Origin of the sequence: Salinimicrobium gaetbulicola (assembly GCF_042676025.1) — a bacterium.
Classification (GTDB): Bacteria; Bacteroidota; Bacteroidia; order Flavobacteriales; family Flavobacteriaceae; genus Salinimicrobium; species Salinimicrobium gaetbulicola.
This window is the reverse complement of record NZ_JBHTJP010000032.1, coordinates 1,198,638-1,222,862: the sequence shown is the minus strand read 5'-3', so window position 1 is coordinate 1,222,862 and position 24,225 is coordinate 1,198,638. Positions and strand designations below refer to the sequence as shown.

Annotated in this window: 24 protein-coding genes; 6 read left to right on the top strand and 18 right to left on the bottom strand. The window is 42.7% G+C overall.

The genetic code is table 11. From position 1 onward, the window contains the following. Positions 1–56 precede the first annotated feature (56 nt). The 5 genes from fabD to ACFQ1G_RS06980 form a co-directional block, all read right to left on the bottom strand. Complete coding sequence (gene fabD, locus ACFQ1G_RS07000) at positions 57–938, bottom strand: ACP S-malonyltransferase (protein ID WP_380737947.1); 882 nt, start codon at positions 936–938, stop codon at positions 57–59. Between the two features lie 90 nt (positions 939–1,028). Then, the gene (locus ACFQ1G_RS06995; RefSeq protein ID WP_380737945.1) at positions 1,029–1,529 is read right to left on the bottom strand and encodes a pyridoxamine 5'-phosphate oxidase family protein; all 501 of its coding nucleotides are present in this window, start codon (positions 1,527–1,529) and stop codon (positions 1,029–1,031) included. A 91-nt stretch (positions 1,530–1,620) separates the two neighbouring features. Further along, positions 1,621–2,475 (bottom strand): fructosamine kinase family protein, encoded by an 855-nt coding sequence (locus ACFQ1G_RS06990; protein ID WP_380737943.1) that lies wholly within the window; start codon positions 2,473–2,475, stop codon positions 1,621–1,623. Continuing rightward, positions 2,465–2,956 (bottom strand): dihydrofolate reductase, encoded by a 492-nt coding sequence (locus tag ACFQ1G_RS06985; protein ID WP_380737941.1) that lies wholly within the window; start codon positions 2,954–2,956, stop codon positions 2,465–2,467. The genes ACFQ1G_RS06990 and ACFQ1G_RS06985 overlap by 11 nt, the downstream gene beginning before the upstream one ends. A gap of 3 nt (positions 2,957–2,959) precedes the next feature. Then, entirely contained in the window at positions 2,960–3,412 is a 453-nt protein-coding gene (locus ACFQ1G_RS06980) for a 2TM domain-containing protein (RefSeq protein ID WP_380737939.1), read from the bottom strand. Between the two features lie 64 nt (positions 3,413–3,476). On the opposite strand from ACFQ1G_RS06980, the gene ACFQ1G_RS06975 reads away from it, so the two are divergent. Beyond that, a complete protein-coding gene (locus ACFQ1G_RS06975) occupies positions 3,477–4,550 on the top strand; it encodes an aminotransferase class V-fold PLP-dependent enzyme (protein ID WP_380737937.1) in 1,074 nt (357 codons plus the stop codon). Between the two features lie 44 nt (positions 4,551–4,594). Here the strand turns inward: ACFQ1G_RS06975 and asnA are convergent, their stop codons facing one another. The 10 genes from asnA to ACFQ1G_RS06925 all read right to left on the bottom strand — a co-directional run bounded on the left by asnA (position 4,595) and on the right by ACFQ1G_RS06925 (position 14,045). After that, entirely contained in the window at positions 4,595–5,626 is a 1,032-nt protein-coding gene (gene asnA / locus ACFQ1G_RS06970) for an aspartate--ammonia ligase (RefSeq protein ID WP_380737935.1), read from the bottom strand. Between the two features lie 334 nt (positions 5,627–5,960). Next, on the bottom strand, positions 5,961–6,239 hold the full coding sequence (locus ACFQ1G_RS06965; RefSeq protein WP_380737933.1) for a DUF427 domain-containing protein: 279 nt from the start codon (positions 6,237–6,239) through the stop codon (positions 5,961–5,963). A gap of 4 nt (positions 6,240–6,243) precedes the next feature. Further along, positions 6,244–7,212, bottom strand: a complete 969-nt coding sequence (gene egtD, locus ACFQ1G_RS06960) for an L-histidine N(alpha)-methyltransferase (protein WP_380737931.1) — start codon at positions 7,210–7,212, stop codon at positions 6,244–6,246. Between the two features lie 6 nt (positions 7,213–7,218). Next, the gene (gene egtB, locus ACFQ1G_RS06955; RefSeq protein ID WP_380737928.1) at positions 7,219–8,385 is read right to left on the bottom strand and encodes an ergothioneine biosynthesis protein EgtB; all 1,167 of its coding nucleotides are present in this window, start codon (positions 8,383–8,385) and stop codon (positions 7,219–7,221) included. A 77-nt stretch (positions 8,386–8,462) separates the two neighbouring features. Next, complete coding sequence (locus ACFQ1G_RS06950) at positions 8,463–8,876, bottom strand: energy transducer TonB (protein WP_380737926.1); 414 nt, start codon at positions 8,874–8,876, stop codon at positions 8,463–8,465. A gap of 26 nt (positions 8,877–8,902) precedes the next feature. Further along, positions 8,903–9,727 (bottom strand): thymidylate synthase, encoded by an 825-nt coding sequence (locus tag ACFQ1G_RS06945; RefSeq protein WP_380737924.1) that lies wholly within the window; start codon positions 9,725–9,727, stop codon positions 8,903–8,905. A gap of 125 nt (positions 9,728–9,852) precedes the next feature. Next, a complete protein-coding gene (locus tag ACFQ1G_RS06940) occupies positions 9,853–11,565 on the bottom strand; it encodes a NupC/NupG family nucleoside CNT transporter (RefSeq protein WP_380737922.1) in 1,713 nt (570 codons plus the stop codon). A 13-nt stretch (positions 11,566–11,578) separates the two neighbouring features. Continuing rightward, positions 11,579–12,199 carry a bifunctional nuclease family protein gene (locus tag ACFQ1G_RS06935; protein WP_380737920.1) on the bottom strand — a complete coding sequence of 207 codons (621 nt, stop codon included), beginning with the start codon at positions 12,197–12,199 and terminating at the stop codon, positions 11,579–11,581. Positions 12,200–12,284: 85 nt separating this feature from the next. Continuing rightward, positions 12,285–13,253: an electron transfer flavoprotein subunit alpha/FixB family protein gene (locus ACFQ1G_RS06930; RefSeq protein WP_380737918.1), complete on the bottom strand. Its 969-nt coding sequence runs from the start codon at positions 13,251–13,253 to the stop codon at positions 12,285–12,287. Between the two features lie 45 nt (positions 13,254–13,298). Continuing rightward, entirely contained in the window at positions 13,299–14,045 is a 747-nt protein-coding gene (locus ACFQ1G_RS06925; protein ID WP_380737916.1) for an electron transfer flavoprotein subunit beta/FixA family protein, read from the bottom strand. A 169-nt stretch (positions 14,046–14,214) separates the two neighbouring features. Between ACFQ1G_RS06925 and ACFQ1G_RS06920 the strand changes: the two genes are divergently transcribed. The 5 genes from ACFQ1G_RS06920 to ACFQ1G_RS06900 all read left to right on the top strand — a co-directional run bounded on the left by ACFQ1G_RS06920 (position 14,215) and on the right by ACFQ1G_RS06900 (position 21,354). Continuing rightward, entirely contained in the window at positions 14,215–15,195 is a 981-nt protein-coding gene (locus ACFQ1G_RS06920) for a pyruvate dehydrogenase complex E1 component subunit beta (RefSeq protein WP_380737914.1), read from the top strand. Positions 15,196–15,402: 207 nt separating this feature from the next. After that, positions 15,403–15,918, top strand: coding sequence for an inorganic diphosphatase (locus ACFQ1G_RS06915; protein ID WP_380737912.1), 516 nt, complete (start codon positions 15,403–15,405; stop codon positions 15,916–15,918). Between the two features lie 115 nt (positions 15,919–16,033). Next, entirely contained in the window at positions 16,034–18,391 is a 2,358-nt protein-coding gene (locus tag ACFQ1G_RS06910) for a sodium-translocating pyrophosphatase (protein ID WP_380737910.1), read from the top strand. Positions 18,392–18,515: 124 nt separating this feature from the next. Continuing rightward, on the top strand, positions 18,516–19,553 hold the full coding sequence (locus ACFQ1G_RS06905; protein ID WP_380737908.1) for an App1 family protein: 1,038 nt from the start codon (positions 18,516–18,518) through the stop codon (positions 19,551–19,553). 364 nt (positions 19,554–19,917) lie between these two features. Next, positions 19,918–21,354, top strand: coding sequence for a S8 family peptidase (locus tag ACFQ1G_RS06900; RefSeq protein ID WP_380737906.1), 1,437 nt, complete (start codon positions 19,918–19,920; stop codon positions 21,352–21,354). Between the two features lie 146 nt (positions 21,355–21,500). On the opposite strand, the gene ACFQ1G_RS06895 is transcribed toward ACFQ1G_RS06900, so the two are convergent. The 3 genes from ACFQ1G_RS06895 to ACFQ1G_RS06885 all read right to left on the bottom strand — a co-directional run bounded on the left by ACFQ1G_RS06895 (position 21,501) and on the right by ACFQ1G_RS06885 (position 23,635). After that, positions 21,501–22,145 (bottom strand): sterol desaturase family protein, encoded by a 645-nt coding sequence (locus ACFQ1G_RS06895; RefSeq protein ID WP_380737904.1) that lies wholly within the window; start codon positions 22,143–22,145, stop codon positions 21,501–21,503. A 288-nt stretch (positions 22,146–22,433) separates the two neighbouring features. After that, positions 22,434–23,051: a deoxynucleoside kinase gene (locus ACFQ1G_RS06890; RefSeq protein ID WP_380737902.1), complete on the bottom strand. Its 618-nt coding sequence runs from the start codon at positions 23,049–23,051 to the stop codon at positions 22,434–22,436. Positions 23,052–23,269: 218 nt separating this feature from the next. Next, positions 23,270–23,635, bottom strand: coding sequence for a DUF6122 family protein (locus ACFQ1G_RS06885; protein ID WP_380737899.1), 366 nt, complete (start codon positions 23,633–23,635; stop codon positions 23,270–23,272). Between the last annotated feature and the right edge of the window lie 590 nt (positions 23,636–24,225).

The following is a 24,225-nucleotide window of genomic DNA, read 5'->3' as shown; positions in this document are numbered from 1 at the left end:
TAGATAATAAAAAAAGCGAGCCAATCGGCTCGCTTTTTTTATGCTCTTCATTTGTTTTAGAATTCCGCTGAGGATACCTCTGCGCTGCGGTCGATCTTTTTAACCAGCCCCTGTAGAACTTTTCCCGGACCGACTTCAATAAATTCGGTTGCCCCGTCCTTGATCATGTTTTGTACGCTTTGGGTCCATTTTACCGGTGCGGTAAGCTGGAAAATAAGATTTTCCTTGATCTCACTAGGATCGGTTACCGCAAATGTGGTGACGTTTTGATAGATAGGGCATATCGGGTTGCTGAACTTTGTGTTCTCAATTGCTGCCGCTAGTTCTTCTCTTGCCGGTTCCATTAATGGGGAATGGAATGCCCCGCCCACCGGAAGTATCATGGCACGGCGCGCGCCTCTTTCTTTCAATTCCTCGCAAGCTTTTTCTACGGCAAGCTGCTCTCCTGAGATCACCAATTGTCCGGGGCAGTTGTAATTCGCGGCCACCACGATTCCTTTAGTGTCTGCACAAATAGCTTCTACCATTTCATCTTCCAGTCCAAGTACTGCTGCCATAGTAGACTCCTCGATCTCACAGGCATGTTGCATGGCAAGGGCTCTTTTTGAGACCAGTCTTAAACCGTCCTCAAAATCAAGAACCTTATTTGCGACCAATGCCGAGAATTCTCCTAAAGAGTGACCTGCAACCATGTCTGGCTTGAAAGAATCTCCCAAAACCTTACTCAGGATCACCGAATGCAGAAAAACAGCCGGCTGGGTGACGCGGGTCTGTTTAAGATCCTCTGCAGAACCTGTGAACATGATGTCGGTTATGGAAAACCCTAGTATATCATTGGCTTTGTCAAAGAGTTCCTTTGCTAAAGCCGACTTTTCGTATAAATCCTTACCCATTCCTGAGAATTGGGCTCCCTGTCCGGGAAAAACGTATGCCTTCATAATTAAAAAATTTAGTAGACAAAATTAGCAAAATAAAAAAAACCCCATACTCCTTGAGACTATGAGGTTAAGCTTTCTTTTTTGGAGGCCTTAGATGTCAAGTTCTCCTTTTTCTCCAATGTCTTGTTTATTTCCGGTTATTGCTCCCACTCCAAGTTTTAAAAGCGTAATATATTTATTGGTCTTGGTATCCCAATAATAAGCTTCTTCCGGTCTTACTTTGATAGCAGTCAGATTGGGATCGTCGATCTCTTCAAACCAGTTATCGTCGGTCTTTTCATAGAGATCTTCTAGGACAGCCCTGTCAGTGGTGACTTCGGCTTCCCCGTAAACACTCAGGTATTCCATGTCTGATGGGTCGCTGTATAGCAATTGTACCTGCTTGTCCTTAAGAAGGTTTTGATTGTGATGACTGTTTCTAAGGCTTAGGAACCAGATATTACCGTCGTTATCGATCTTTTTGGTGGTCATTGGAATAGCGGGAATCGGTTTTTGATCAAAACCCGTGATCATCATGGCTACTTTAATATCGCCCACCAGGCTTTTGATTTTCTTTCTCGATTCTTCCTTATCTAATTTTTCTGTGCTCATAATTCATTTTTATTATCTAATTAAATATAAAGGAATTACGAGGCCTTCTCATCTAAAGAACTCCTAAAAGATAGGGGAGTGCTGTTAAGTTTTAACTAAAGCTTTTCAGGATAGACCGTACCTGCGGAAGGTAACTGCTTCCGAAGATATTTAAATGCACCAGCAAATAATACAGCTGCCAAAACGGTACGCGTTCATAAAAGCCCTTTTCAAGCGGAAATATTTCATCGTATTTAAGGTAGACCTCCTCTGGAAAACCTCCAAATAGTTTCATCATAGCCAGGTCCATTTCCCGGGGACCGAAACATACGGCAGGGTCAATAAAGCAAGGTAAGCCCTGTTCATTTGTAATGTAATTGCCATTCCAGAGATCCCCGTGGAGCAGGGCGGGAGCCTGCTTTGGGATAGCTTCGGAAATATTTTTCAGGCTGCGCTCCAGTTTTTCAAAAGTAAATCCGTTCTCCAGTGCCATTTTTAACTGGGGTTCCAGGCGCTCCTCGATATAAAATTCCGCCGCCGACTCATGTTTTCCATTGTGCTGCGGAAGACTTCCTATGTAATTAGAGGTGTGAAACCCGAATTGCCCGTTAGTATTTTGATGCAAAGAGGCCAGGTCCTGAGCGAATCGATCCCAAAAATCGGGTTTTTGAGGTGCCCTGGCTTTATATTCCAGTAAGATATAAGTGATGTTACCGGTAGTACCTAATCCCAGTACTTCAGGAACATCTACTGTATTTGATCCTTTCAAAGCCTCCAGACCTTCCTTTTCGGCCTTGAACATTCCCGGAAACCGGTTGGCTTCATTCACTTTTGCTACCTTTTTCCCCTCTGAGGTATCCAGCAAAAATACCGCGTTTATATCACCACCGGCGAGCGGGGAAATGTTCTTAATGAAGAACCCTTCCTCTTCTGCAATGGCGTGTATGCTACTTTGTTCATTCAGCACGCTGATAGGTTAAATAGGTGAAAGAATAGTTATGCCTCTCATCCTTCGGGTGAAAATGGGACGCCACCAGGGTCCAGTTCTTTTCATCGATTTCCGGAAAGAAAGCATCGGCTTCAAAAGTTCCGTGCACCCGCGTGAGTTCGATCTTGTCTGCTTCAGGTAAGGCGAGTTCATAGATCTCACCGCCTCCAATAATAAACGGCTGCGGATCATCTTTCGCCAGTTCCAGGGCCTTTTCCAAAGAATTCACCACGACGGCTCCCTCTTTTTGATAATCCTTTTTGCGGGTGATCACAATATGAGTGCGGTTAGGCAGGGGCTTTGGAAAGGTTTCAAAGGTCTTTCTGCCCATGATGATGTGGTGGCCGGTGGTAAGCTCCTTGAACCTTTTGAAATCGTCAGGCAAATGCCAGACAAGATCATTGTCCTTTCCCAGTGCATTGTTTTCCGCGGCGGCCGCGATCATTGTAATTTGAGGCATTTTCTAAGAGTTAATTGATGAATCGGGGTCTATTCTGCGGTCTTCTTTAACAGGGGGAATAAAAGGTTCCTGCTTTTTTGGAAGCGGGTGTTCTTTTTCCACTTTTCGCTGCAGTTCCTCAATTCGGCGTTGTTGTTGGGCTACCAGTCTATCTACTTGTTTGTTTTCCCAGTCTTTGCCCAGGAATTTTTTGGTGACAAACACGTTGAAAATATGTGCCAGGAGAATAATGCCCCAAAAAATGATCGCCCAAACGAACCAGTCGATCCCGAAAGGTTTGATATTCTGCCCAATTTCAAAGATCACGTTGAGAAGTATCAACACAACAGCGCCAATTAAAAAGACGATAAAGTGCTGATATAAACCTCTTTTTTGACGCGCCCGTTCCTGGGCTCTTTCAATAAGCTCCCGTTGTTCAGGGTCAATTTTTGAAGAACTATTCTTTTTACTTGACATATTTATGAAGTATTTTAGAGATATTCTCAAATTTATAGATTTTACTTCGGAAAATTTAATGCTCATGAAGAATTTTAAAAAACAATATCCAACACTCAATCAGTACACATACCTCAATACGGCCGCCTCCGGATTATTATCTGAAGCGGTTTTTGAGTACAGGCAGGAGCAGGATCTTGATTTTTTGATCTCCGGAAGCGTGTTCAAAGATCAGCAGGGAAAGATCCTTACGGGCGTCAGGGAAGCTGTGGGAAGATTTTTCAATTGCGCGCCAAATAGGGTGGCTTTGACTCCCAATTTTTCATACGGTTTCAATACTTTGATGGAAGGGGTGGAAAAATCAAAGAAAGTTCTGTTGTTCAAAAATGATTATCCTTCTGTGAACTGGGCTGTGGAATCGCGGGAGTTCGAGGTGTGTTATGCCGATATTGATGAGAATTTAGAGAATAACGTCGCTGAAGTTGTAGAAAAGGAGCGACCCGATATTTTCGCCTTCAGCCTGGTACAATGGATCAACGGAATAATAATAGACCTGGAATTTTTAAAGGAACTGAAAAGTAAATACCCCGAAATGTTGCTTTTTGGAGACGGAACTCAATACTGTGGCACCGAAGAATTCGATTTTGAAGCCTCGGGTCTGGATGTGCTGGGGGCTAGCACCTATAAATGGATGAATGCCGGTTATGGTAATGCATTTTTTCTTTTCAAAGATCATATGGAAGATAAGATCTTACCTAGATCCCTCGGATTTAATTCACTGCAGGGCAAATACAAGCCCCATGAAGGCAGCCTTATTGGGAAATTTGAACCGGGACACCAGGATACGCTCAATTTTGGAAGCCTGAAAGTTGCCATAGAGGAGGTCGAAAAGATCGGGATCGATAAGATCGCTGAGCAGGTTCAGTCATTAGCTTCTGAAGCGAAATCGCTCTTTGAGGAACACGATCTGCTGGAAGAAGCTGTTTTAAAAAGGAAAATTCATTCCTCTATCTTTAATATTAAAGGAGGTGATGCCGTTTTTCAGAAATTAAAAAACAACCAAATTGTTTGTTCTCAACGAGGGGAGGGGATCAGGGTAAGCTTTCATTATTTTAATACTTCCGAGGATATCAAAAAACTACTAAAAGTGATAAAATAAAGGGTGCCCGAAAATGTCATTTTGAACACCCTTTTAAAACATCATTACAAAAGGGAGATCCCTTTTTCATCACATTCTTCCCGAATGTCATCTGACCAGATGCCGGCCTGCACTTCGCCAATATGCTGTTTTTGTAACAGGAACATGCATAATCGCGATTGACCAATACCTCCGCCAATAGTTTGCGGCAATTTACCGGCAAGTAACTGACTGTGATAATATAGTTCGGCCCTGGATTCTGCTTTCCGAATCTTTAGTTGCTGCGCAAGAGTTTCCGGGTCGACTCTTATTCCCATAGAAGAGATCTCGAAAGATTGCTCCAAAACAGGGTTCCAAACCAGGATATCTCCGTTAAGTCCTTTTGTGCGGCTGGAGGTTTGGGTGCTCCAGTCGTCATAATCTGGAGCTCTGCCATCGTGAATCTCACCGTGGGCGAGTTCGCCACCAATTCCTATTAAAAACACAGCTCCAAATTCTTTTGTCGCCATGTTTTCTCGTTCTTTTGGAGTTAACTCCGGATATTTTTCCAGAAGATCTTCAGAATGGATAAAGGTGATCTCGGCTGGCAGGACTGCCTGCAACCATGGGTATTCTAAACTGACTTGTTTTTCGGTTTCCTTTATTGCGCGGTAGATCTCTATTACCTGTGCCTTGAGGAAATCGAGAGTTCGGTCTTCAGGTTCCATAGCCATTTCCCAATCCCATTGGTCTACGAATATGGAATGTAACTTACCAAGGTCTTCATCAGGGCGCAGCGCTTTCATATCGGTTACTATTCCCTGGCCCGGTTTGAGTTCGTATTCTTTAAGTCGGAGTCTTTTCCATTTGGCCAGGGACTGTACCACTTCTGCAGGTCTTTCCTGCATGGATTTTATCGGAAAGGATACCGGTCTCTCAATTCCGTTGAGGTCGTCGTTGATGCCGGTGCCCTGTAGAACGATCGCGGGCGCTGAAACTTTTGTAAGCGGAAGCTGTTCTTTTAATTGTTTTTCAAAGCACATTTTTGTGAAATGTACGGCTTCTTCTGTTTGTAATTTTCCAGATAGAACTTTCGGTGTTGCTGTTGTTGTGATCATGATATTTGTTTTTAATTATTTAAAAAATTGGAAATAAAAAAGCCTGCCCTAAAGAAAAGGCAGGCTGTAAAGCACAGGAACCTTCTCCCCCGGGTGGCGGATCGTTATTATTATTCTGATTATTTATGTTCGTTCTTTTCATATGGGTAAAAAAAAAGCCTTTCCGGAAAGGAAAGGCTTGAAATATTGTAACAGGGTTCTTTTTATACAATAATAGCCTTCCTCAACCTAAAATTATTCAGGTTGTTATTGAAAGAATTATTATTGTTTATTAGAATCACCTTTTTGGTTTTTTGATTTTTGTAAACCTACGACTTTTTTCTAAATAGAAAAATTATTCTTTAAATTCAACTCCTTTTCCGAAGGTTACATAATTTCTTATTTGACCACCTTCTCCCTGTGGATAAGGGTAAAACCAGGCAGCATCGGGATTGTTGTCTTCTCCCACCTGAATGTGAAAATAGGAAGCTCTTCCTAAATTTGAAGTAGAATGGGTATCGCTTAACTGGAAGAATTCAGAATTAATGGAGTCGGGTGGAAAATAATGTTTGTCCTCTACCATTTTAGTGTTCGTGCTCTCTGCGAGGATGGTGTCATGCCAAATTGCTTTCATGTGCTTAGGATTTTTGAAAAATATAATTTTTGTAATAATTGTCCTTATCGCTAAAGCTGCCTTTTAATTCCAGACCAGCTTCCGTTGCGAGCCATCTCACGGAGGTGTCATCATATTTTTGAGAGATCTCGGTATGTATACTTTCCCATTTCTGGAAAGTCACTTCTAAATTTAAGGAATTTATCTGGACAGTTTGTTCTTTTTTGCTCACTAAAAAGCTTGAAGCTAGTCCGGTTTCGGGATCATATAATGGCCAGTGCAGGAAAGAGTCTTCTTCAAAATTGGCATCCAGCTCTCTGTTGATACGGGTTAAAAGATTTTTATTGAAAGCTGCGGTCACTCCCTGGGAATCGTTATACGCATCGAGAACCATTTTTGGATCCTTTTTCTGATCGGCACCCATAAAGAGCAGGTCATCTCCTGTCATGGCGCTACTTATCTTTTTGAGGAAAAGAACGGCTTCTTCCTGGCTGAGATTTCCAATATTGGAACCCAGTAACATGATCACTTTTTTCCTTTCTGTATAATCTGATAGTTGTTGAAGTACATTCTTATACATCCCTTGCCTGGGCTCTACCTGCAGACCCGGTATCTCTTTGTTCAAACTTTCAGTAAGTTGATCGAGTACGTTCTGGCTAATGTCTACCGGTAGATACCTTATATTAAAGCCTTTGTTGTGAAAATGCCTTAAGAGAACTTTTGTCTTTTTACCGTCTCCCGCTCCTAATTCTATTAAATCAAAACCTGCAGAAGAATTGAACTCAATGGCAATTTCCTCTTTTTGTTCCTCCAGGATGTTCATTTCCATGCCTGTCAGGTAATATTCGGGAAGGTTCATGATCTCCTGAAAGAGTTCGTCTCCCTTCTTATCATAAAAATATTTTGAATTCAAAGTTTTTGGGTAAGCTGTAAGTCCGTGAAAAACATCCTCGGCAAATTGAGTTTTAAACTCAGCGGGTTTGGTCATCTTCATAAATGTTTATTTAGCTAGTCTTAATCCCGTAAACTGCCAGCGCAGGTGGGGATGAAAAAAGTTGCGGTAAGTAGGCCGGGTATGGTTCGGGGAGGTGGCAACAGAGCAGCCTCGCAGGACTTTTTGGTTAACCATGAATTTCCCATTGTACTCCCCCAGGGTACCGGGTGGTTTAGTGTAATTTGGGTAAGGGGAATAGGCGCTCTCTGTCCATTCCCAGCGTTGTCCCCAGTCGAATCTTTCCTGGGCCGTTTCCCATTCAAATTCTGTTGGAAGGCGCAGTCCCTTCCACTGTGCGAACGCGAAAGCTTCGTAATAAGAAAGATGGGTGACAGGTGCCTCGGGATCCAGATCTTTTAATCCTGCCAGGGTGTATTGTTGCCAGGAGTCGTTTACCTTATACCAGTATTGAGGCGCGGTAATTTCATTTTCGTGAATCCAGTCCCAGGCTTCGGCATGCCATAATAATACCTGTTCATATCCGCCGGCTTCCATGAATTCCAGGTATTCTTTATTGGTGACCAGTTTGTTGGATATCTTATACGGGTTCAAGAACACCTTATGCCGGCCAAGCTCATTGTCATATGAGAAATCTTCTTTGTTAGAGTGGCCAATCTCATAAATGCCTTCCGGGATCTCGATCCATTCCTGCGGAAGATCTTCCGTTTTATATTCCCTGAATCCTTCGCGATATACAGGGTGCAACGGATTATTTCCGAGGATATATTTAATATCCGTCAGCAGCAGTTCCTGGTGCTGCTTTTCATGGTGACAACCAAGTTCTATTACTTTTTTGACTTCTTCTGAAAGTTCATTGTTCTCAAGAAGATCGAGCATCTTTTCTGTGACATGCTTTCTGAAGTCATACACTTCAGAAACGGTGGGCCTGGAAAGGTTTCCACGGTCAGACCTTATCACCTTATCCCCGGCGGTTTCGTAATAACTGTTGAAAACATAAGCGTAGCGAGGATCGTAAGCCTCATAACCGGTGAGGTTTTCCTGTAGCACAAAGGTTTCAAAGAACCAGGTAGTGTGTCCTAAATGCCATTTTGGAGGGGAAACGTCAACAATGGGTTGCACCACGTAGTCCTCGGTTTTTAGATGAGAACAGATCTCTTCTGTCAGAGAACGGGTGTTTTTGAATAGGGTGATAAGGGCTTCAGGATCAATCATAAAAAAAAGGAAACACAGTGGTTTCCTTCAAATTTAGGATTTTATAAATCAGATTTAGTTAAGAGAATACTAATCTGTTAAAAGGTAAATGGTACTTTGTACTTAATAGCAACCGGCTTCCCTCCACGGTGACCCGGCTCCATTTGTGGAATGGCCATAATGATCTTTTTAGCCTCTGCATTCAGTTCCTTTTTAGGACCTTCCACAGAGAGAATTTCCGGTTTTCCTTCTTTATTGATATTGAAAGAAACCACAGTTTTACCTCTGATGATCTTTCCGTTTTCATCGCGTGGATACTTGTAATTAGCTTTTAAATGTTCGATCAATTTTTGCTGAAAACAGGCTTTTGACGACTGCTCGCTGTTTTCGCAACCCGGCCATACGGGTGGCATATCCTTCATGGAAACTGTATTCCCTTTTACGCTTACACCTTCCTGAGCGTAGGTCATTCCGGCAAAAAGTAAAAAGCATAACAAGACTAATTTTTTCATGATATATAATTTAGTAGGTTAAAAATTTAAACGGCAACACTGCCTTTTATGTGGGGGTGGGGATTGTAATTTTCCAGGGTGAAATCCTCAAATTTAAAGCCAAAAATATCCCTTACTTCCGGATTGATCCTCATAGTTGGCAGCTCTCTGAAATCCCTTGATAACTGAAGTTCTACCTGCTCCATGTGATTGTTGTAAATATGAGCATCTCCAAAAGTGTGAATAAAGTCTCCCGGCTCATAGCCGCAAACCTGGGCCATCATCATAGTAAGCAGAGCATAGGAAGCAATATTAAATGGTACTCCCAAAAAGATATCGGCGCTTCGCTGATATAGCTGGCAGGACAATTTCCCGTCGGCTACATAGAACTGAAAGAACGCGTGGCAGGGTGGCAATGCTGCCTTTCCGTTAGCTACGTTTTCAGAAAAGGAATTTGAAGTGTCAGGTAATACCGATGGGTTCCAGGCTGTCACCAGCATTCGGCGACTGTTTGGATTGTTCTTAAGGGTTTCGACGATCTCCTTGATCTGGTCAATGTCCTCGCTGTTCCAGTTTCTCCACTGGTGCCCGTAAACAGGCCCCAGATCACCATTTTCATCTGCCCATTCATTCCAGATACGCACGCCGTGATCCTGTAAATATTTTACGTTGGTATCACCATTCAGGAACCACAGTAATTCATAGATTATAGACTTCAGGTGCAGTTTTTTGGTGGTCACCATGGGAAAGCCTTCGCTGAGGTCAAATCTCATCTGGTATCCAAATACACTCTTGGTTCCGGTACCTGTGCGGTCACCTTTTTCGTGGCCGTGTTCGAGTACATGCTTTATGAGGTCGTGGTATTGTTTCATGGGTATATTTCCGAAGAAAAAAGTTTAAAATATGTAAGAAATTTCCTTCTTAAAAACGGAAAATTCCGGGTGATTTTCAGCTAAAATAGAAAACTACCCGGAATTTTAAAGTATAAAAACTGGAATTAACCTATAATCATTCCGGCGATCGTCGCCGAAAGCAGGGAGGCTAAGGTTCCACCGATCAAAGCCTTCATTCCGAACTTTGAAAGGTTGATTCGTTGACCCGGCGCAAGGGATCCGATCCCACCGATCTGAATACCGATCGACGCGAAATTTGCGAACCCGCATAGCATATAAGTGGCCATAATAACCGATTTTTCATAGGTAAGGCTCAGGGCATTCAGTGGATTCTTAAGTTCTGCCAGTTGAATATATCCTACGAATTCACTTGCCGCAAGTTTGATCCCAAGTAATTGTCCCATGAGCATCATATCTTCCGTAGCGACCCCGATCAGCCACATAAGTGGCGCGAAGACCATTCCCAGGATAGATTCCAGCGAAAGGCGTGCATAAGGTGTATTTTCTGCCAGCATCGAGTTCAAAGTGGTCCAGTCGCCAACCCAGCCAAGGAAATAATTGATCATGGCGATGAACGCGATGAACACCAACAGCATGGCGGCTACGTTAGCAGCTAATTTCAATCCTTCGGTAGTACCATTTGCGATGGCATCAAGGATGTTTGAACCTATTTTTTCTGAAGAAACCTCTACGTTCTTATCGATCTTTTCCTGTTGAGGGAATAATATTTTAGAGACTACGATCGCTCCCGGAGCGGCCATTACTGAGGCTGCTAAAAGGTGTTTTGCGAACTGTAATCTTAGTGCCGGATCATCACCTCCAAGGAACCCGATGTAGGCAGCGAGTACGCCTCCTGCGACAGTAGCCATCCCACCGATCATAACCAACAGGATCTCAGAGCGGGTCATTCTTTCAAGGTAAGCCTTGATCATTAACGGCGCTTCGGTTTGTCCTAAAAAGATGTTTCCTGCAACACTTAAACTTTCAGGGCCCGATATCCCCATTAATTTGGTAAGTACCCAGGCCATTCCTTTTACGATCACCTGGATCACTCCTAAGTAGAATAGGACAGAGGTGAGCGCTGAAAAGAAAATGATAGTTGGCAGTACCTGGAAAAGGAAAATAAATCCGAAGCTTTCCACATCCATCATGCCGCCTAAAAGGAATTCACTTCCCGCGGCCGTAAAATCAAGTATCAAGACGAAAATACTTCCTACGAACTCAAAAACGTTCTGAACTACCGTAATTTTTAATACCCCAATTGCAAGCAATAGCTGGGCGCTTAAACCTGCCCCGATCGTTTTCCAGTTGATGGCTCTTCGGTTTGAGCTGAAGAGGAACGCGATAAAGATCAGGGAAACCATTCCCAGGGCACCACGCCAAAGACTTTCAAAAGAGAATCCGGCATTCGGGATCATTTGGTCTTTGGTGCCTATCGGAAGAACTTCCTTTATGGTTTCCGGCCTTTCTGCAAGAGAATAAAATTTGTTCTTTCCTGTTAATGTGAGGGTGGAATCTGTAAGCTGGGAGACCTTTAAATTTTGAATGCTATCGAACGGCTGATCGTAAAACAACACCAGTACATCATTTTGATATACATAGTTTCCTGAGGCTTCATTGATGTTTTCTCCTTTCAGGGAAAATTCGAAGCTTCCGTTGTCTAATTTCAGGTAATCCGTTCCGGGATCTACTTCAAAAAGTGAATTTTGAGAGCTGTCCTCTACGGCTTCAAAATTCCAGGTTTTAGAAATGTTTTGGGCAAATACAGAGGATATTCCAAAGAAAAAAAGGAATAGACAACACCAGAATTTGTTCATAAAAGTGGGGGGATTATTTTCTTTTTGAGATCTCATCTCGTAACCGGGCCGCTTTTTCGTAATCTTCGTTTTTTACGGCCTGATCCAACATGCTGTTTAATTCGCTTAAAGAAAGTTTTTTATAATCGGGGTCGTTGGATTTAATTTCTACTTCGTTAGAGAAAAGTTCATCTACGATAATGTCTTCTTTCTCCTGTTCCTGTTCCTCTTCCTTTTGATCGCCTTTCAGGTAAATACCTGCTTTATCCAGGATGTTCTTATAGGTGAAAATAGGCGCGTGGAAACGTAAAGCCAGGGCAATGGCATCGCTGGTCCTTGCGTCTATGATCTCTTCTATCTTATCCCGTTCACAGATTAGACTGGAATAAAATACACCATCTACCAGTTTATGGATGATGACCTGTTTTACAACGATCTCAAATCTGTCAGCGAAATTCTTAAAAAGGTCGTGGGTAAGGGGGCGTGGAGGTTTGATCTCTTTTTCCAACGCAATTGCAATAGACTGTGCTTCAAACGCACCTATGACAATGGGTAGTTTGCGTTCTCCATCAACCTCGCTCAAAATTAGAGCGTAGGCTCCATTTTGTGTCTGGCTATAAGATATTCCTTTAATGTTAAGGCGCACTAAACTCATACTGCAAAAATACAAAAAAAGCTGCCTAAATAGGGCGGTAAACCTAATTTAGACAGCCCTTTAATCGGCTCGCAAGTTATAAAAATTATGCGTTACTCGCTTTAAATTCTTTTAATTTTTCGGTAAGCTTCGGTACTATTTCAAAGGCATCACCAACAACTCCGTAATCTGCCGCTTTGAAAAACGGAGCTTCAGGATCATTGTTGATCACTACTTTTGTCTTAGATGCGCTCACTCCGGCAAGGTGCTGGATGGCTCCCGAAATACCTACAGCAATGTACAGGTTCGCTGCTACTGGCTTACCGGTTTGACCTACGTGTTCACTGTGTGGTCTCCATCCCATATCACTAACAGGTTTGGAACAGGCTGTAGCGGCACCTAAAGTTTGAGCAAGATCTTCGATGATCCCCCAGTTTTCAGGTCCTTTTAATCCGCGTCCACCGGATACTACGATCTCAGCATCGGCAATGGTCACCTTATCGGTCGCTTTGTCTACGGAAACAACATTTACAGAGAAATCTTCTTCACTTAAGGAAGGAGCGAAGTCTTCATCTGAAACATCTGTTTGGCTCTCTTTTAATCCGAAGGCATTTTTGGAAAGCCCCAGGATCTTAACGTCTGTAGATATCTTGGTGATGTTGAAAGCTTTATTCGTGAAAGCGGTTCTCTTAACCTGAAGAGGATCTGCACTTTCAGGAAGCGCAACCACGTTAGATGCATATCCTGCGTTTAAATGAACTGCAAGAAGTGGTGCTAAATACTTTGCGTTGGCGCTCTGGCTCAAAACAACAATTTTTGAACCTTCCTTTTCAGCAGCCTGCTTAATGGCGTCGGCATAGGCTTCAGCATTGAATTTTTCCAGTTTGTCACTGCTTACCTTCAAAACTTTGCTTACTCCGTACTTTCCTAATTCTGAAGTGTCACCGGCATTAAAAGCTATTGCGGTCACATCGGTGTTCAGCATGTCGGCCACACCTTTTGCGTAAGATGCTACCTCGAAAGCTGTCTTTTTAAATTTTCCTTCTTCTGATTCTGTATATACTAAAACTGACATTTTCTTATTTTTTAATGGTACAAATAGTGAATGAACTCCTGATGCTTAGATCACCTTAGCTTCATTGTGAAGCAGGTTTATCAATTCATCCAGGTTTTCAGGGTCAATTAATTTGATATCACCCTTAGGTTGTGGTTTCTCAAACTTCACAGCTTCAGTATCGGCATTGGATTCTACCGGTTCTACTACGTTCAAAGGTTTTTTACGTGCCTGCATGATCCCTCTCATGTTAGGGATGCGAAGGTCACTTTCTTCCACAATTCCTTTTTGTCCTCCAATAACTAAAGGAAGGCTTGCTTTAAGTGTTTCTTTTCCTCCATCGATTTCGCGAACGGCCGTAGCTTCATTTCCTTCAATTTCTAAACCTATACAGGTGTTCACGAAATTAGCTCCTGTTAAAGCAGCTAGCATTCCGGGAACCATCCCTCCGTTATAATCAATAGACTCACGTCCTGCGATCACCAGGTCATAACTTCCGTCCTTTACTACTTTGGCTAATTGTTTGGCGACATAAACACCGTCTGTAGCAGGAGTATTCACTCTTATGGCTGAATCTGCACCAATGGCAAGCGCTTTTCTTAAAGTCGGTTCGGTTTCTGGTCCTCCAACATTTACTACATCAACAGTAGCTCCTTGTTTCTCCTTGAACCACATAGCGCGGGTAAGACCGAATTCGTCATTTGGATTGATCACAAACTGCACTCCGTTGTTATCAAATTTAGTGTCATTCTCTGTAAAATTGATCTTTGAGGTAGTGTCTGGAACGTGACTTATACACACTAATATTTTCATATATCTTGATATTTTTTAATAAAACATATATAGTTGGACACGAAGATACATAAATTAAGGTGAAATTTCCTATGCATGCATAGGAAATTTTTGTTCTTAAGTAGTCGTTTATCCTTATTTGAATTACTATTTTTGTCATTCGAAATTTTCTAAAAAATAATAACTCATAATGAAGACTATCCAATTCAGGGAAGCAATTGCCGAGGCCATGAGCGAGGAAATGCGCAGGGACGAATCTGTCTACCTCATGGGAGAAGAAGTTGCTGAATATAATGGAGCTTACAAAGCTTCAAAAGGAATGTTGGACGAATTTGGACCTGACAGGGTAATTGACACGCCGATATCAGAACTAGGTTTTTCAGGAATAGGTGTGGGGAGTGCCATGATTGGTAACCGCCCTATTATTGAATTCATGACCTTTAATTTCTCTTTAGTGGGAATTGACCAGATCATCAACAACGCAGCGAAAATGCGTCAGATGAGTGGTGGGCAATTTAATATTCCAATCGTCTTTAGAGGGCCAACAGCTTCTGCAGGACAATTAGGTGCGACTCACTCCCAGGCTTTTGAGAGCTGGTATGCGAATACTCCGGGATTGAAAGTGATCGTTCCTTCTAACCCGTATGATGCTAAAGGATTATTGAAAGCCGCGATTCGTGATGACGATCCAGTTATTTTCATGGAAAGTGAGCAGATGTATGGTGATAAAGGTGAAGTGCCTGAAGAAGAATATGTATTGCCAATTGGTGTAGCCGATATCAAACGCGAAGGAACTGATGTTACTATCGTATCTTTCGGTAAGATCATCAAGCTTGCTTACAAGGCTGCTGAAGAATTGGAAAAAGAAGGTATTTCTTGTGAGATCATTGACCTTAGAACCATCCGTCCTATGGATCATGATGCCATTCTTAAGTCAGTTAAAAAGACGAACAGGCTGGTAATTCTTGAAGAGGCGTGGCCGTTTGGAAACGTTGCAACAGAAATTACTTATCAGGTGCAGGCTAAGGCATTCGACTACCTGGACGCTCCTATTGTAAAGATTAATACAGCCGATACTCCGGCACCATATTCTCCTGTATTATTGGAAGAGTGGTTGCCAAATCACAATGACGTGATCAAAGCTGTCAAAAAAGTGATGTACAAGGGCTAATTTGTATAATTGCATATTGGAAAAGCCTCCTTTTACAGGGGGCTTTTTTACATTAAAATGTGAAGGAAATCCTAATAAATATCAAGGGTTTCAGAAAAAAGCGGGTGGTTTTTTTTAAGCTGAAGAAAAGCACGGGTTTAAAAGATGAAAATCAGTATATTTGCCGCCCTTTAAAAGCAAAAAAAAAGAATACTAAATAAAGCTAAAATGACGAAGACCTTTGACGTTCTTATCGAAATTCCAAAAGGAAGCCGGAATAAATATGAATATGACTTTGACCTGAAAAAGATCAGGTATGACAGGATGATCTTTTCATCTATGATGTATCCGGCAGATTATGGATTTATTCCTGAAACCCTTGCTTTGGACGGAGATCCCTTAGATGTACTTGTTTTGGTTACCGAGCCTACTTTCCCCGGCTGTGTGATGGAAGTGAAACCTATTGGAGTATTCCATATGGCTGATGAGAAAGGTCCCGATGAAAAAGTGATCTGTGTGCCGATTTCAGATCCTATCTGGAACAAGCACCATGATCTTAATGACGTGAATCCTCACCTTATTAAAGAGATCGAGCATTTCTTCCAGGTATATAAAGATCTTGAACAAAAGAAAGTAGATGTGGAAGGCTGGGGTAACCTTGAAGAAGCGAATACTATCATTGATGAATGTATCAAGCGTTACAAAAACAGTGACGGCGAAAAAGGAAATTTCGGAATTAAATAGCGAATTTCACATTTTCTGATCCTTATCATATAAGCAATAACCATTGAAGTTATTGCTTTTTTGTTTTATAACGTTTCGTTAACTTTAGCGCCGCTAAATAATTTAACAAAATATTATGGAATCATTGATGATTTGGTTGCCGGGCATTCTGGCGATCATAGGGCTCATATTTATGTGGGCAAAACGCGCCTGGGTAATGAAGCAGGATGCGGGAGATGGAAAAATGAAAGATATTTCCTCTCATATCTATGAAGGAGCGTTGGCTTTCCTTAAAGCTGAGTACAGGTTGCTTACGATCTTTGTGATTGGAGCAAGTATCGTACTTGCCGGAATTTCCTTTATAGTTCCAACAACACATATATTAATAGTAGTGGCATTTATCTTTGGAGCTATCTTTTCTGCTCTTGCAGGAAACATGGGAATGAAGATCGCCACACAGACCAATGTTCGTACTACCCAGGCTGCACGTACCAGCCTGCCTCAGGCCTTGAAGATCTCCTTTGGAGGTGGAACCGTAATGGGACTTGGCGTTGCCGGTTTGGCGGTTTTAGGACTTACAGCATTCTTTATTATTTTCTTTAACGTATTCATGGGCGGTGAGTGGACAGATGTTCACCAGATGACCATCGTACTTGAAACCCTTGCCGGATTTTCTCTTGGAGCTGAATCTATCGCGCTTTTCGCTCGTGTAGGTGGTGGTATCTATACCAAAGCTGCCGATGTTGGAGCTGACCTTGTTGGGAAAGTTGAAGCGGGTATTCCAGAAGATGATCCTCGTAACCCTGCTACCATCGCCGATAACGTTGGTGATAACGTAGGGGATGTTGCCGGAATGGGAGCTGACCTCTTCGGAAGTTATGTGGCTACCGTACTTGCTGCCATGGTTCTTGGTAACTATGTGATCAAGGATATGGGTGGTGATATCGTTGCTGAAGGTTTCGGCGGAATCGGTCCGGTGCTCCTTCCAATGGCTATCGCAGGTTTTGGGATCATCATTTCCATTATAGGAACCTTATTGGTGAAAATAAAAAGTAATTCGGCTAAAGAGCCGGAAGTACAGGCTGCCCTGAACAAAGGAAACTGGGTGTCTATCATTCTGGTAGCGATCTCTTCTTTCTTCCTGGTGACCTGGATGTTGCCTGAAACCATGCAAATGGAATTCTTCGGGGAAGGACTGCAACAAATCTCTTCTTTGAGAGTATTCTATGCTACTTTAGTTGGTTTGGTAGTTGGTGGTGCTATTTCTGCCATTACTGAATATTATACGGGACTTGGTAAAAAACCGGTTCTTTCTATCGTTCAAAACTCCAGTACGGGAGCAGGAACAAACATTATCGCCGGTCTTGCTACCGGGATGATCTCTACTTTTGGATCTGTACTTTTATTCGCTGTTGCAATCTGGGCTTCTTATGCTTTCGCCGGATTCTACGGGGTGGCATTGGCCGCTTCAGCAATGATGGCAACTACTGCCATGCAGCTTGCAATTGACGCCTTCGGACCTATCGCAGATAACGCGGGTGGGATCGCCGAAATGAGCGAACTACCTTCAGAAGTAAGAGAAAGAACAGATATTCTTGACTCTGTTGGAAACACTACTGCTGCTACCGGAAAAGGATTCGCGATCGCATCTGCGGCGCTTACTTCTCTGGCCCTTTTCGCGGCTTATGTAACCTTTACCGGTATCGACGGAATTAACATCTTTAAAGCTCCGGTACTTGCAATGCTGTTTGTAGGAGGAATGATCCCGGTTGTGTTCTCTGCACTTGCCATGCAATCTGTTGGGAAAGCGGCTATGGATATGGTGAACGAGGTACGTCGCCAGTTCCGTGAAATTCCGGGTATTATGGAAGGTACGGGAAAACCGCAGTATGACAAATGTGTGGAGATCTCAACTAAAGCGGCTCTTCGTGAAATGTTGCTTCCTGGGATAATGACTATCGGATTCCCAATTATTATCGTGATCCTTCCTATGATCCTTGGTTATGAGAACAGGTTGATCGCTGAGATGTTAGGTGGATATATGGCCGGGGTGACCGTTAGCGGTGTGCTTTGGGCGATCTTCCAGAACAACGCCGGTGGTGCCTGGGATAACGCTAAGAAGTCTTTTGAAGCAGGTGTAATGATCAACGGGGAGATGACCTACAAAGGGTCTGAGGCTCACAAGGCTGCCGTAACCGGTGATACCGTTGGTGATCCTTTCAAAGATACTTCAGGACCTTCTATGAACATCCTTATTAAACTTACCTGTTTGATAGGGCTTGTTATCGCTCCTATTTTAGGGCAGGACATGGAAGTGGCTACGACTCCCGAAGTGGAGGAAGTAACCGTTCTTCAAACGGAAGAATCTGAGGAAGCTGTTGCTGAATTTTCCGCTACGGAAGGTGAGGCTTTAGAAACAGCTGAAAAGATCGCTGAAGCTGCTAAAGAAACTACTGCCGAAGAAACTAATTCTGAAGCTTCCGAAGTGGAGTAAAGAAAGAGTTTCCTAAAATATATTTAAAATCCCCTGCATTTGCGGGGGATTTTTCATTTAAGGTGTACCTTGAAGCAACCTGAAAAATAAGAAGTGTCAAAAACCTCATTTTTGAACCTGGTGTATGAACCGAATTTTTGGTAGACTTAAAAATCATCTTACCTCTAAACCCGAAGTAAAACTGGCTCCTTACCGGAGTTACGGCACTGCCGGGCATTTGTATTTGTTGGGTCGGGCGCTGGATGATGACAAACTCGAAATGTTCGAGGACCAGTCTTTTCTGTATACGCTCAAGAACACCTATAAACAGTTCGATACAGACGAGGTTAGAGGGGCGGAAGTGCTGTTGCACCTGCCGAATAATAGCGGGCTGTCAGAAAAGACGAACCAGGAGGGCTACTTCCTGTTCGACCGTGCCACTTCTATGAACCTGAAGAAATACGCCGACAAGGAAGGGTGGGTGCCGTTGAACGTTTCCTTTAAGAATGAGGTTCAAAACAGCATTATCACCCAGGATAATTCCTTTGAAGCCGAAATGCTGATCCCTCCGAGAACTGCTGCTTTTGGTGTCATCAGTGATATTGACGATACCATCTTGCATACCGGCGTGACCTCGTTTTTAAAATGGAGGGTGCTCCATAACTCCCTTTTTAAAAAGGCGCATTCCAGGATCTCTTTGGAAGGTTCTCCGGAATTTTACCGTGCCCTGCACGAAGGCGCTTCCGGGAATGAGCAAAATCCGGTCTTTTACCTGAGCAACAGTCCGTGGAATCTGTATGAATACCTGAAATTGTTTTTGGAAATAAACGGCTTTCCGAAGGGGCCTATATTATTGAGGGATTTCAGAACCCCTTTTGATAAAACGCTAAGGCCTGAAAAACCTCATAAGCAAAAGGAGATCATCAATATCCTGAAGACCTATCCGCACCTGAACTTTATTCTCATTGGTGACAGCGGGGAGCACGATCCAGCGATCTATACAGATATTGCCGCACAGTTTTCTGATCGTATCCTGGCCATCTATCTGAGGAGCGTTAAGCACAAACGAAGAATGAAAAGAGTGAGAAGTGTGGTGGAAAATTTTAAAACGGTTCCCGTGCTGTTGGTCAAAACTTCGGAAGAAGCGGAAAAACATGCTAAGAAACATGGGTTTATTCACTAAAACAGGATCGAAAAGCTAAAAATTTTCGGAAAATTAGCTTTCGGAAATCTTAATACTGGTAGTTTAGAATGAGGATATATATTTAAAAACATCATTCTTAGGCTGTTGCTGTGTTCATTAATTTGATTTTATCAGTAAAATATTTTACAGCTAACGGTCTCAAATTCTTATAAAAATAATTTCCTACTGAATTCGGTTAACGAATTCTCAGCTTCAACTCTGTATTATTGATATATTCTCAACAAAAAGGCTTCTTGGCGTATTTTATATAAAATAAATAGGCCTGGTGTTAAAAAAATGGTTTTTAAGTAGTTAGGGTTATATATTAACCGATTGTAAATAATATTAATCATAAAATTTAATCATGACAAAAAAAGTAGGGTTTTTTAAAATGTCATTTTCAGCTCTTGTAATAGGGCTGATTTTAATTTCCTGTCAGTCAGAGGACATTCAGGAAGAGGTTAAACCGGTTGCAGCTGAACTGGAGGAACCTCCCTTTAAGAATTACATGGTGATCACAGAAAGTGATCAAATGTCAAAAAGCACAGAAAGTTTTCTAGAAGTAAGTGGGGACGTGGTGAAAAGCATTCCGCAAATTGGAGTAGCAGTTGTAAGCAGTAATGATCTGCACTTCGTAAAAAATACTTTAAAAAACAAAGAAATTGTATCTGTTGTTCCCGATTATGAAATTAAGTGGATTCCTTCTGCAGAGTATTTCGAGTCGGAGTATGAAGAGGTTGGAGCAGCTGAGAATGCTGTTGGGGAATATGCTTTTGGAGAACCGGTATATTACATGCAACGTCTTTGGGGAATGGAAGCTATAGAAGCACCCCAGGCCTGGGCAAAAGGTTATACAGGTATGGGTGCAACTGTCTTTGTTCTTGATTCAGGAATAGATGCGGAACATCCCGATTTGGCAGGTAATCTTAATACAGAGCTTTCAGAATCCTTTTATCCGGATGAAGACTGGAACATTCAGCCTGGATTTTATTTCAACCATGGAACTCACGTTGCGGGTACCATCGCAGCTACAAATAATTTAAGACTGATAGGGGTAGCTCCACATGCTGAGTTGGTAGCTGTTAAGGTATTGTCTGAAGTGACGGGAAGCGGAAGTTTCAGCACCATTAATGAAGGTATTGTCTACGCCGCAGACAATGGAGCTGATGTAATAAATATGAGTTTAGGGGCCACTTTGAACAAAAACGGCTGGTTGGTTGATGCTGATGGAAATAAGTTTCATATACCGGCGAAATACATTGCAGAGATTGTCCTCGCACAACAAAGAGCAATAAATTATGCCTATAGTAAAGGAGCGACTATTATCGCCTCAGCAGGTAACGACGGTGTGAACTATGACGGTAATGAGGCTTATGTTAAATTACCAGGAGGGCTTAATAATGTAATAACAATATCTGCGACCGCTCCCGAAGGCTATCTTTCATATCCAGATGTAAGTTTTGATGTTCCTGCCAGTTATACCAATCATGGTAGATCTTTGGTGGACCTTGCAGCTCCGGGAGGGGATTTTGACCTGGTATATTCAGATGGTTCCGTTTATCCATATGATATGGTGTGGAGTACCATTTCTAACGGTTGGGGTTATAGTGCGGGAACCAGTATGGCTGCGCCGCATGCCTCAGGTGTAGCTGCTCTTATTATAGCCGGGAATGGAGGGCAAATGGCTCCTCATGAAGTTCTGAAACAATTGATAAACTCGGCTGACCAGCCAGATGGAGACGGTCAGAGTGTGTTTCTGGGAAATGGAAGTATCAATGCTAACTTTGCTGTTGGGCAGTAAGGGATAGAATATAATTTTGAAACCGGCTTTTTTAATACTGAAGAAGCCGGTTTTTTTATGATAGCATCGGTTTAATTAAATATTCCTTTTCGCTTCTGGCACCTCCGGCAGAGACCGCAGATTTTATTTTAAAGTGTTTAATCAAATTACCCTTTATTGCGTTCCACCGGTGCCTTTCTGGGCATGGTCCTGAAGATGATATCCCACAAGGGAGAAGATACCCCAAAGGCCCTGTCGGGTTCCCGGTAATGATGAATGCTGTGGTGGTGCCACAGAAGCTTCAGGAAATTGTTGGGTACCCTGAAAGCATGCACTGAATAATGCACCGCGAGGTAAAGGGCGTAGCCAAGGAGGAAACCTGCGAGAAAACCGAACACCAGGTCCCCCAGCACTGCCCTGTAAATGACAAATAAAATGGAAGCTATTAATAGACTCAGCACCGGGGGCATGGCCAGCCGGGATTTATCTTTTGGATAATCATGGTGCACCCCGTGCATGGTGTAGGCGATCTTTTTCTTCCTTTCGGTGGTAGCGGGAATATGATAGAGATACCTGTGCATCAGGTATTCCACAAGGGTGAAAAAGAACAAGCCGGCTGCAAATAAAAAAACCATTTCCGGAACTTCGAAACCTTTTTCAATGATTCCGTAGTAGATAAGAAACCCGGAGATCCCGCCAAAGATGATGAGCGGCAAAGAGATGTGCGTGTGCGTCAACTTTTCGAGAAAAGGGCTTTTAAAAAGTTGCGGAGAGCCTTTATGCCTTGGCCTTTTTAACTTCTGCGATTCCATCACTTGTTTTTTTGCTGATTGAACCCTGCTAAAATAAAACACTTTCCAAAAAATGTCTATAAAATTGAGTTAACAGTGGATCTCATTCGACAATCAACAATTATCAGAAAAAGGAATAAAGAGCAGAGAATGAAATTCCAAATTCCAATGCCGGCAACGCGCGACAAGGAAAGAGATCCCTCGTTGTCTTCTCAGGCTCCGTCGGGATGACAATAAAATCTCAACTTTTTTCCGAAATGTCAGAGAGGAACATCCAGCCTCTAAAACCTAACTTCTAAATTCTAAAGACTATTTAAAAAGTCCGTGTAATTCTCCGTCCACGCGGGTAATGATGTTCCCAAGATCCTCGGGGTTATCCACGAAGTTGATGTTGTCAACGTCAATGATCAGCAGGTTACCTTTGGTGTAGTTGTGAACCCAGGCTTCGTAACGTTCGTTAAGTCGGCTCAGGTAGTCAATGGAAATAGAATTCTCGTAGTCGCGGCCACGCTTGTGGATCTGTGAAACCAGATTTGGGATACTGCTTCTAAGATAGATCAAAAGATCGGGCCCTTTTACCACTCGCTCCATCAAATCGAACAGGGATCTGTAGTTTTCATAGTCGCGATTGGTCATAAGACCCATGGCGTGCAGGTTGGGAGCGAAAATGTGCGCGTCCTCATAAATGGTACGATCCTGAATGATGGATTTTCCGCTTTCCCTTAATTCCAGAACCTGTCTGAATCTGCTGTTGAGGAAGTAGATCTGCAGGTTGAAAGACCAGCGTTCCATCTTGTTGTAAAAATCCTCTAAGTATGGATTTTCAAGAACATCCTCGAATTGAGGTTCCCAGTCAAAATGTTTGGCTAATAATTTAGTTAAGGTCGTCTTTCCGGCACCGATGTTTCCTGCGATGGCTACATGCATATTCTGTTCTTTTTTAGGCTGCTAATTCTGGAATGGGTGAAATTTTCACCGAGGGTAAATATAAAGGAATTCAGGATTCAAATGAAAACGGAATCCGTTTTATTTATACCCTAAAACGTGATTTATTATAGAGCATCCCGTAGAAATTTCAGATGAACTCATTCTATCTGAATTGTTTACCATTCATTTAATAAGAAAAACCTTTCTTTCGAAGCTGCTTAAAATCCCGAAAATACTTCCCTGATCTCACAGCTGCCGCATTCCGAATACATCCAGAGACAATCCGTGAGATCTGTGAACATATGAAAGCTGAGCCCGATGAAAATGAGCTTAAGCACAGACCTTTTTAAGAACATCGCTCCCAGTAAATAGACAGGGATCACATATTCCGAATGTAAAACGTGAAAGCCTATCCCGCAACGCCCGGGATGAAAAATGGGGTCGGCCAGCAAATGATCCAGGTCCACAGCCATGGTCGCCAGCAGGATGAGCCAGTTCCGCTTCCAGTTGGTTTTATCATACCAGTAAGCGATGGCGCCAATGGCCAGGAAGTGAAGGGAATAATGGACAAGGGTTTGAAACATTTATTTAGTTATGAGTTCAGAGTTATGAGTTATGAGTTTTCGGTTCTCGGTTATCAGTTCCCGGTACTCAATTCCCGGGCCAAATTTAGGTTTTTTCCAGTTGTCAGACTGAGCCCGACCGCAGGGAGGAAAAGTCGAAGGCTGCTGTATTATGATACAGGGTTTACTGTAGCTTTTTACCTAACTGTTTCCGTCAGTTCGAGTGGCTTTCCAACTGCTTTTGCAGTTGGGAAGGTGTATCGAGAACAAGGGAGTTATGAAAAGCCTCTGTTCTCGATACAATTTTCAAAACCGTCAGTTCGAGTGCCCCGATGGCCATCGGGGTGTATCGAGAACCGGTTTTGAAAAAAACTCGAACTGACGGCTTAAAAATAGTTCAGCTACTTTTTCCGGCTCCCTTTAGGGCAGGGGAAAACCGGAAAAAGAGATCTCTATTGAACTCTGGGTGGCAAAAATCGAAATCAGAGTTCTGGATGACATTGTCAGACTGAGCCCGACCGCAGGGAGGATTAGTCGAAGTCCCTGGGTGAAACCGAAACTGGAATTTGGAGTTTGGTGATTTACTTTTTCCCCTTTAGTCCTTATACCTG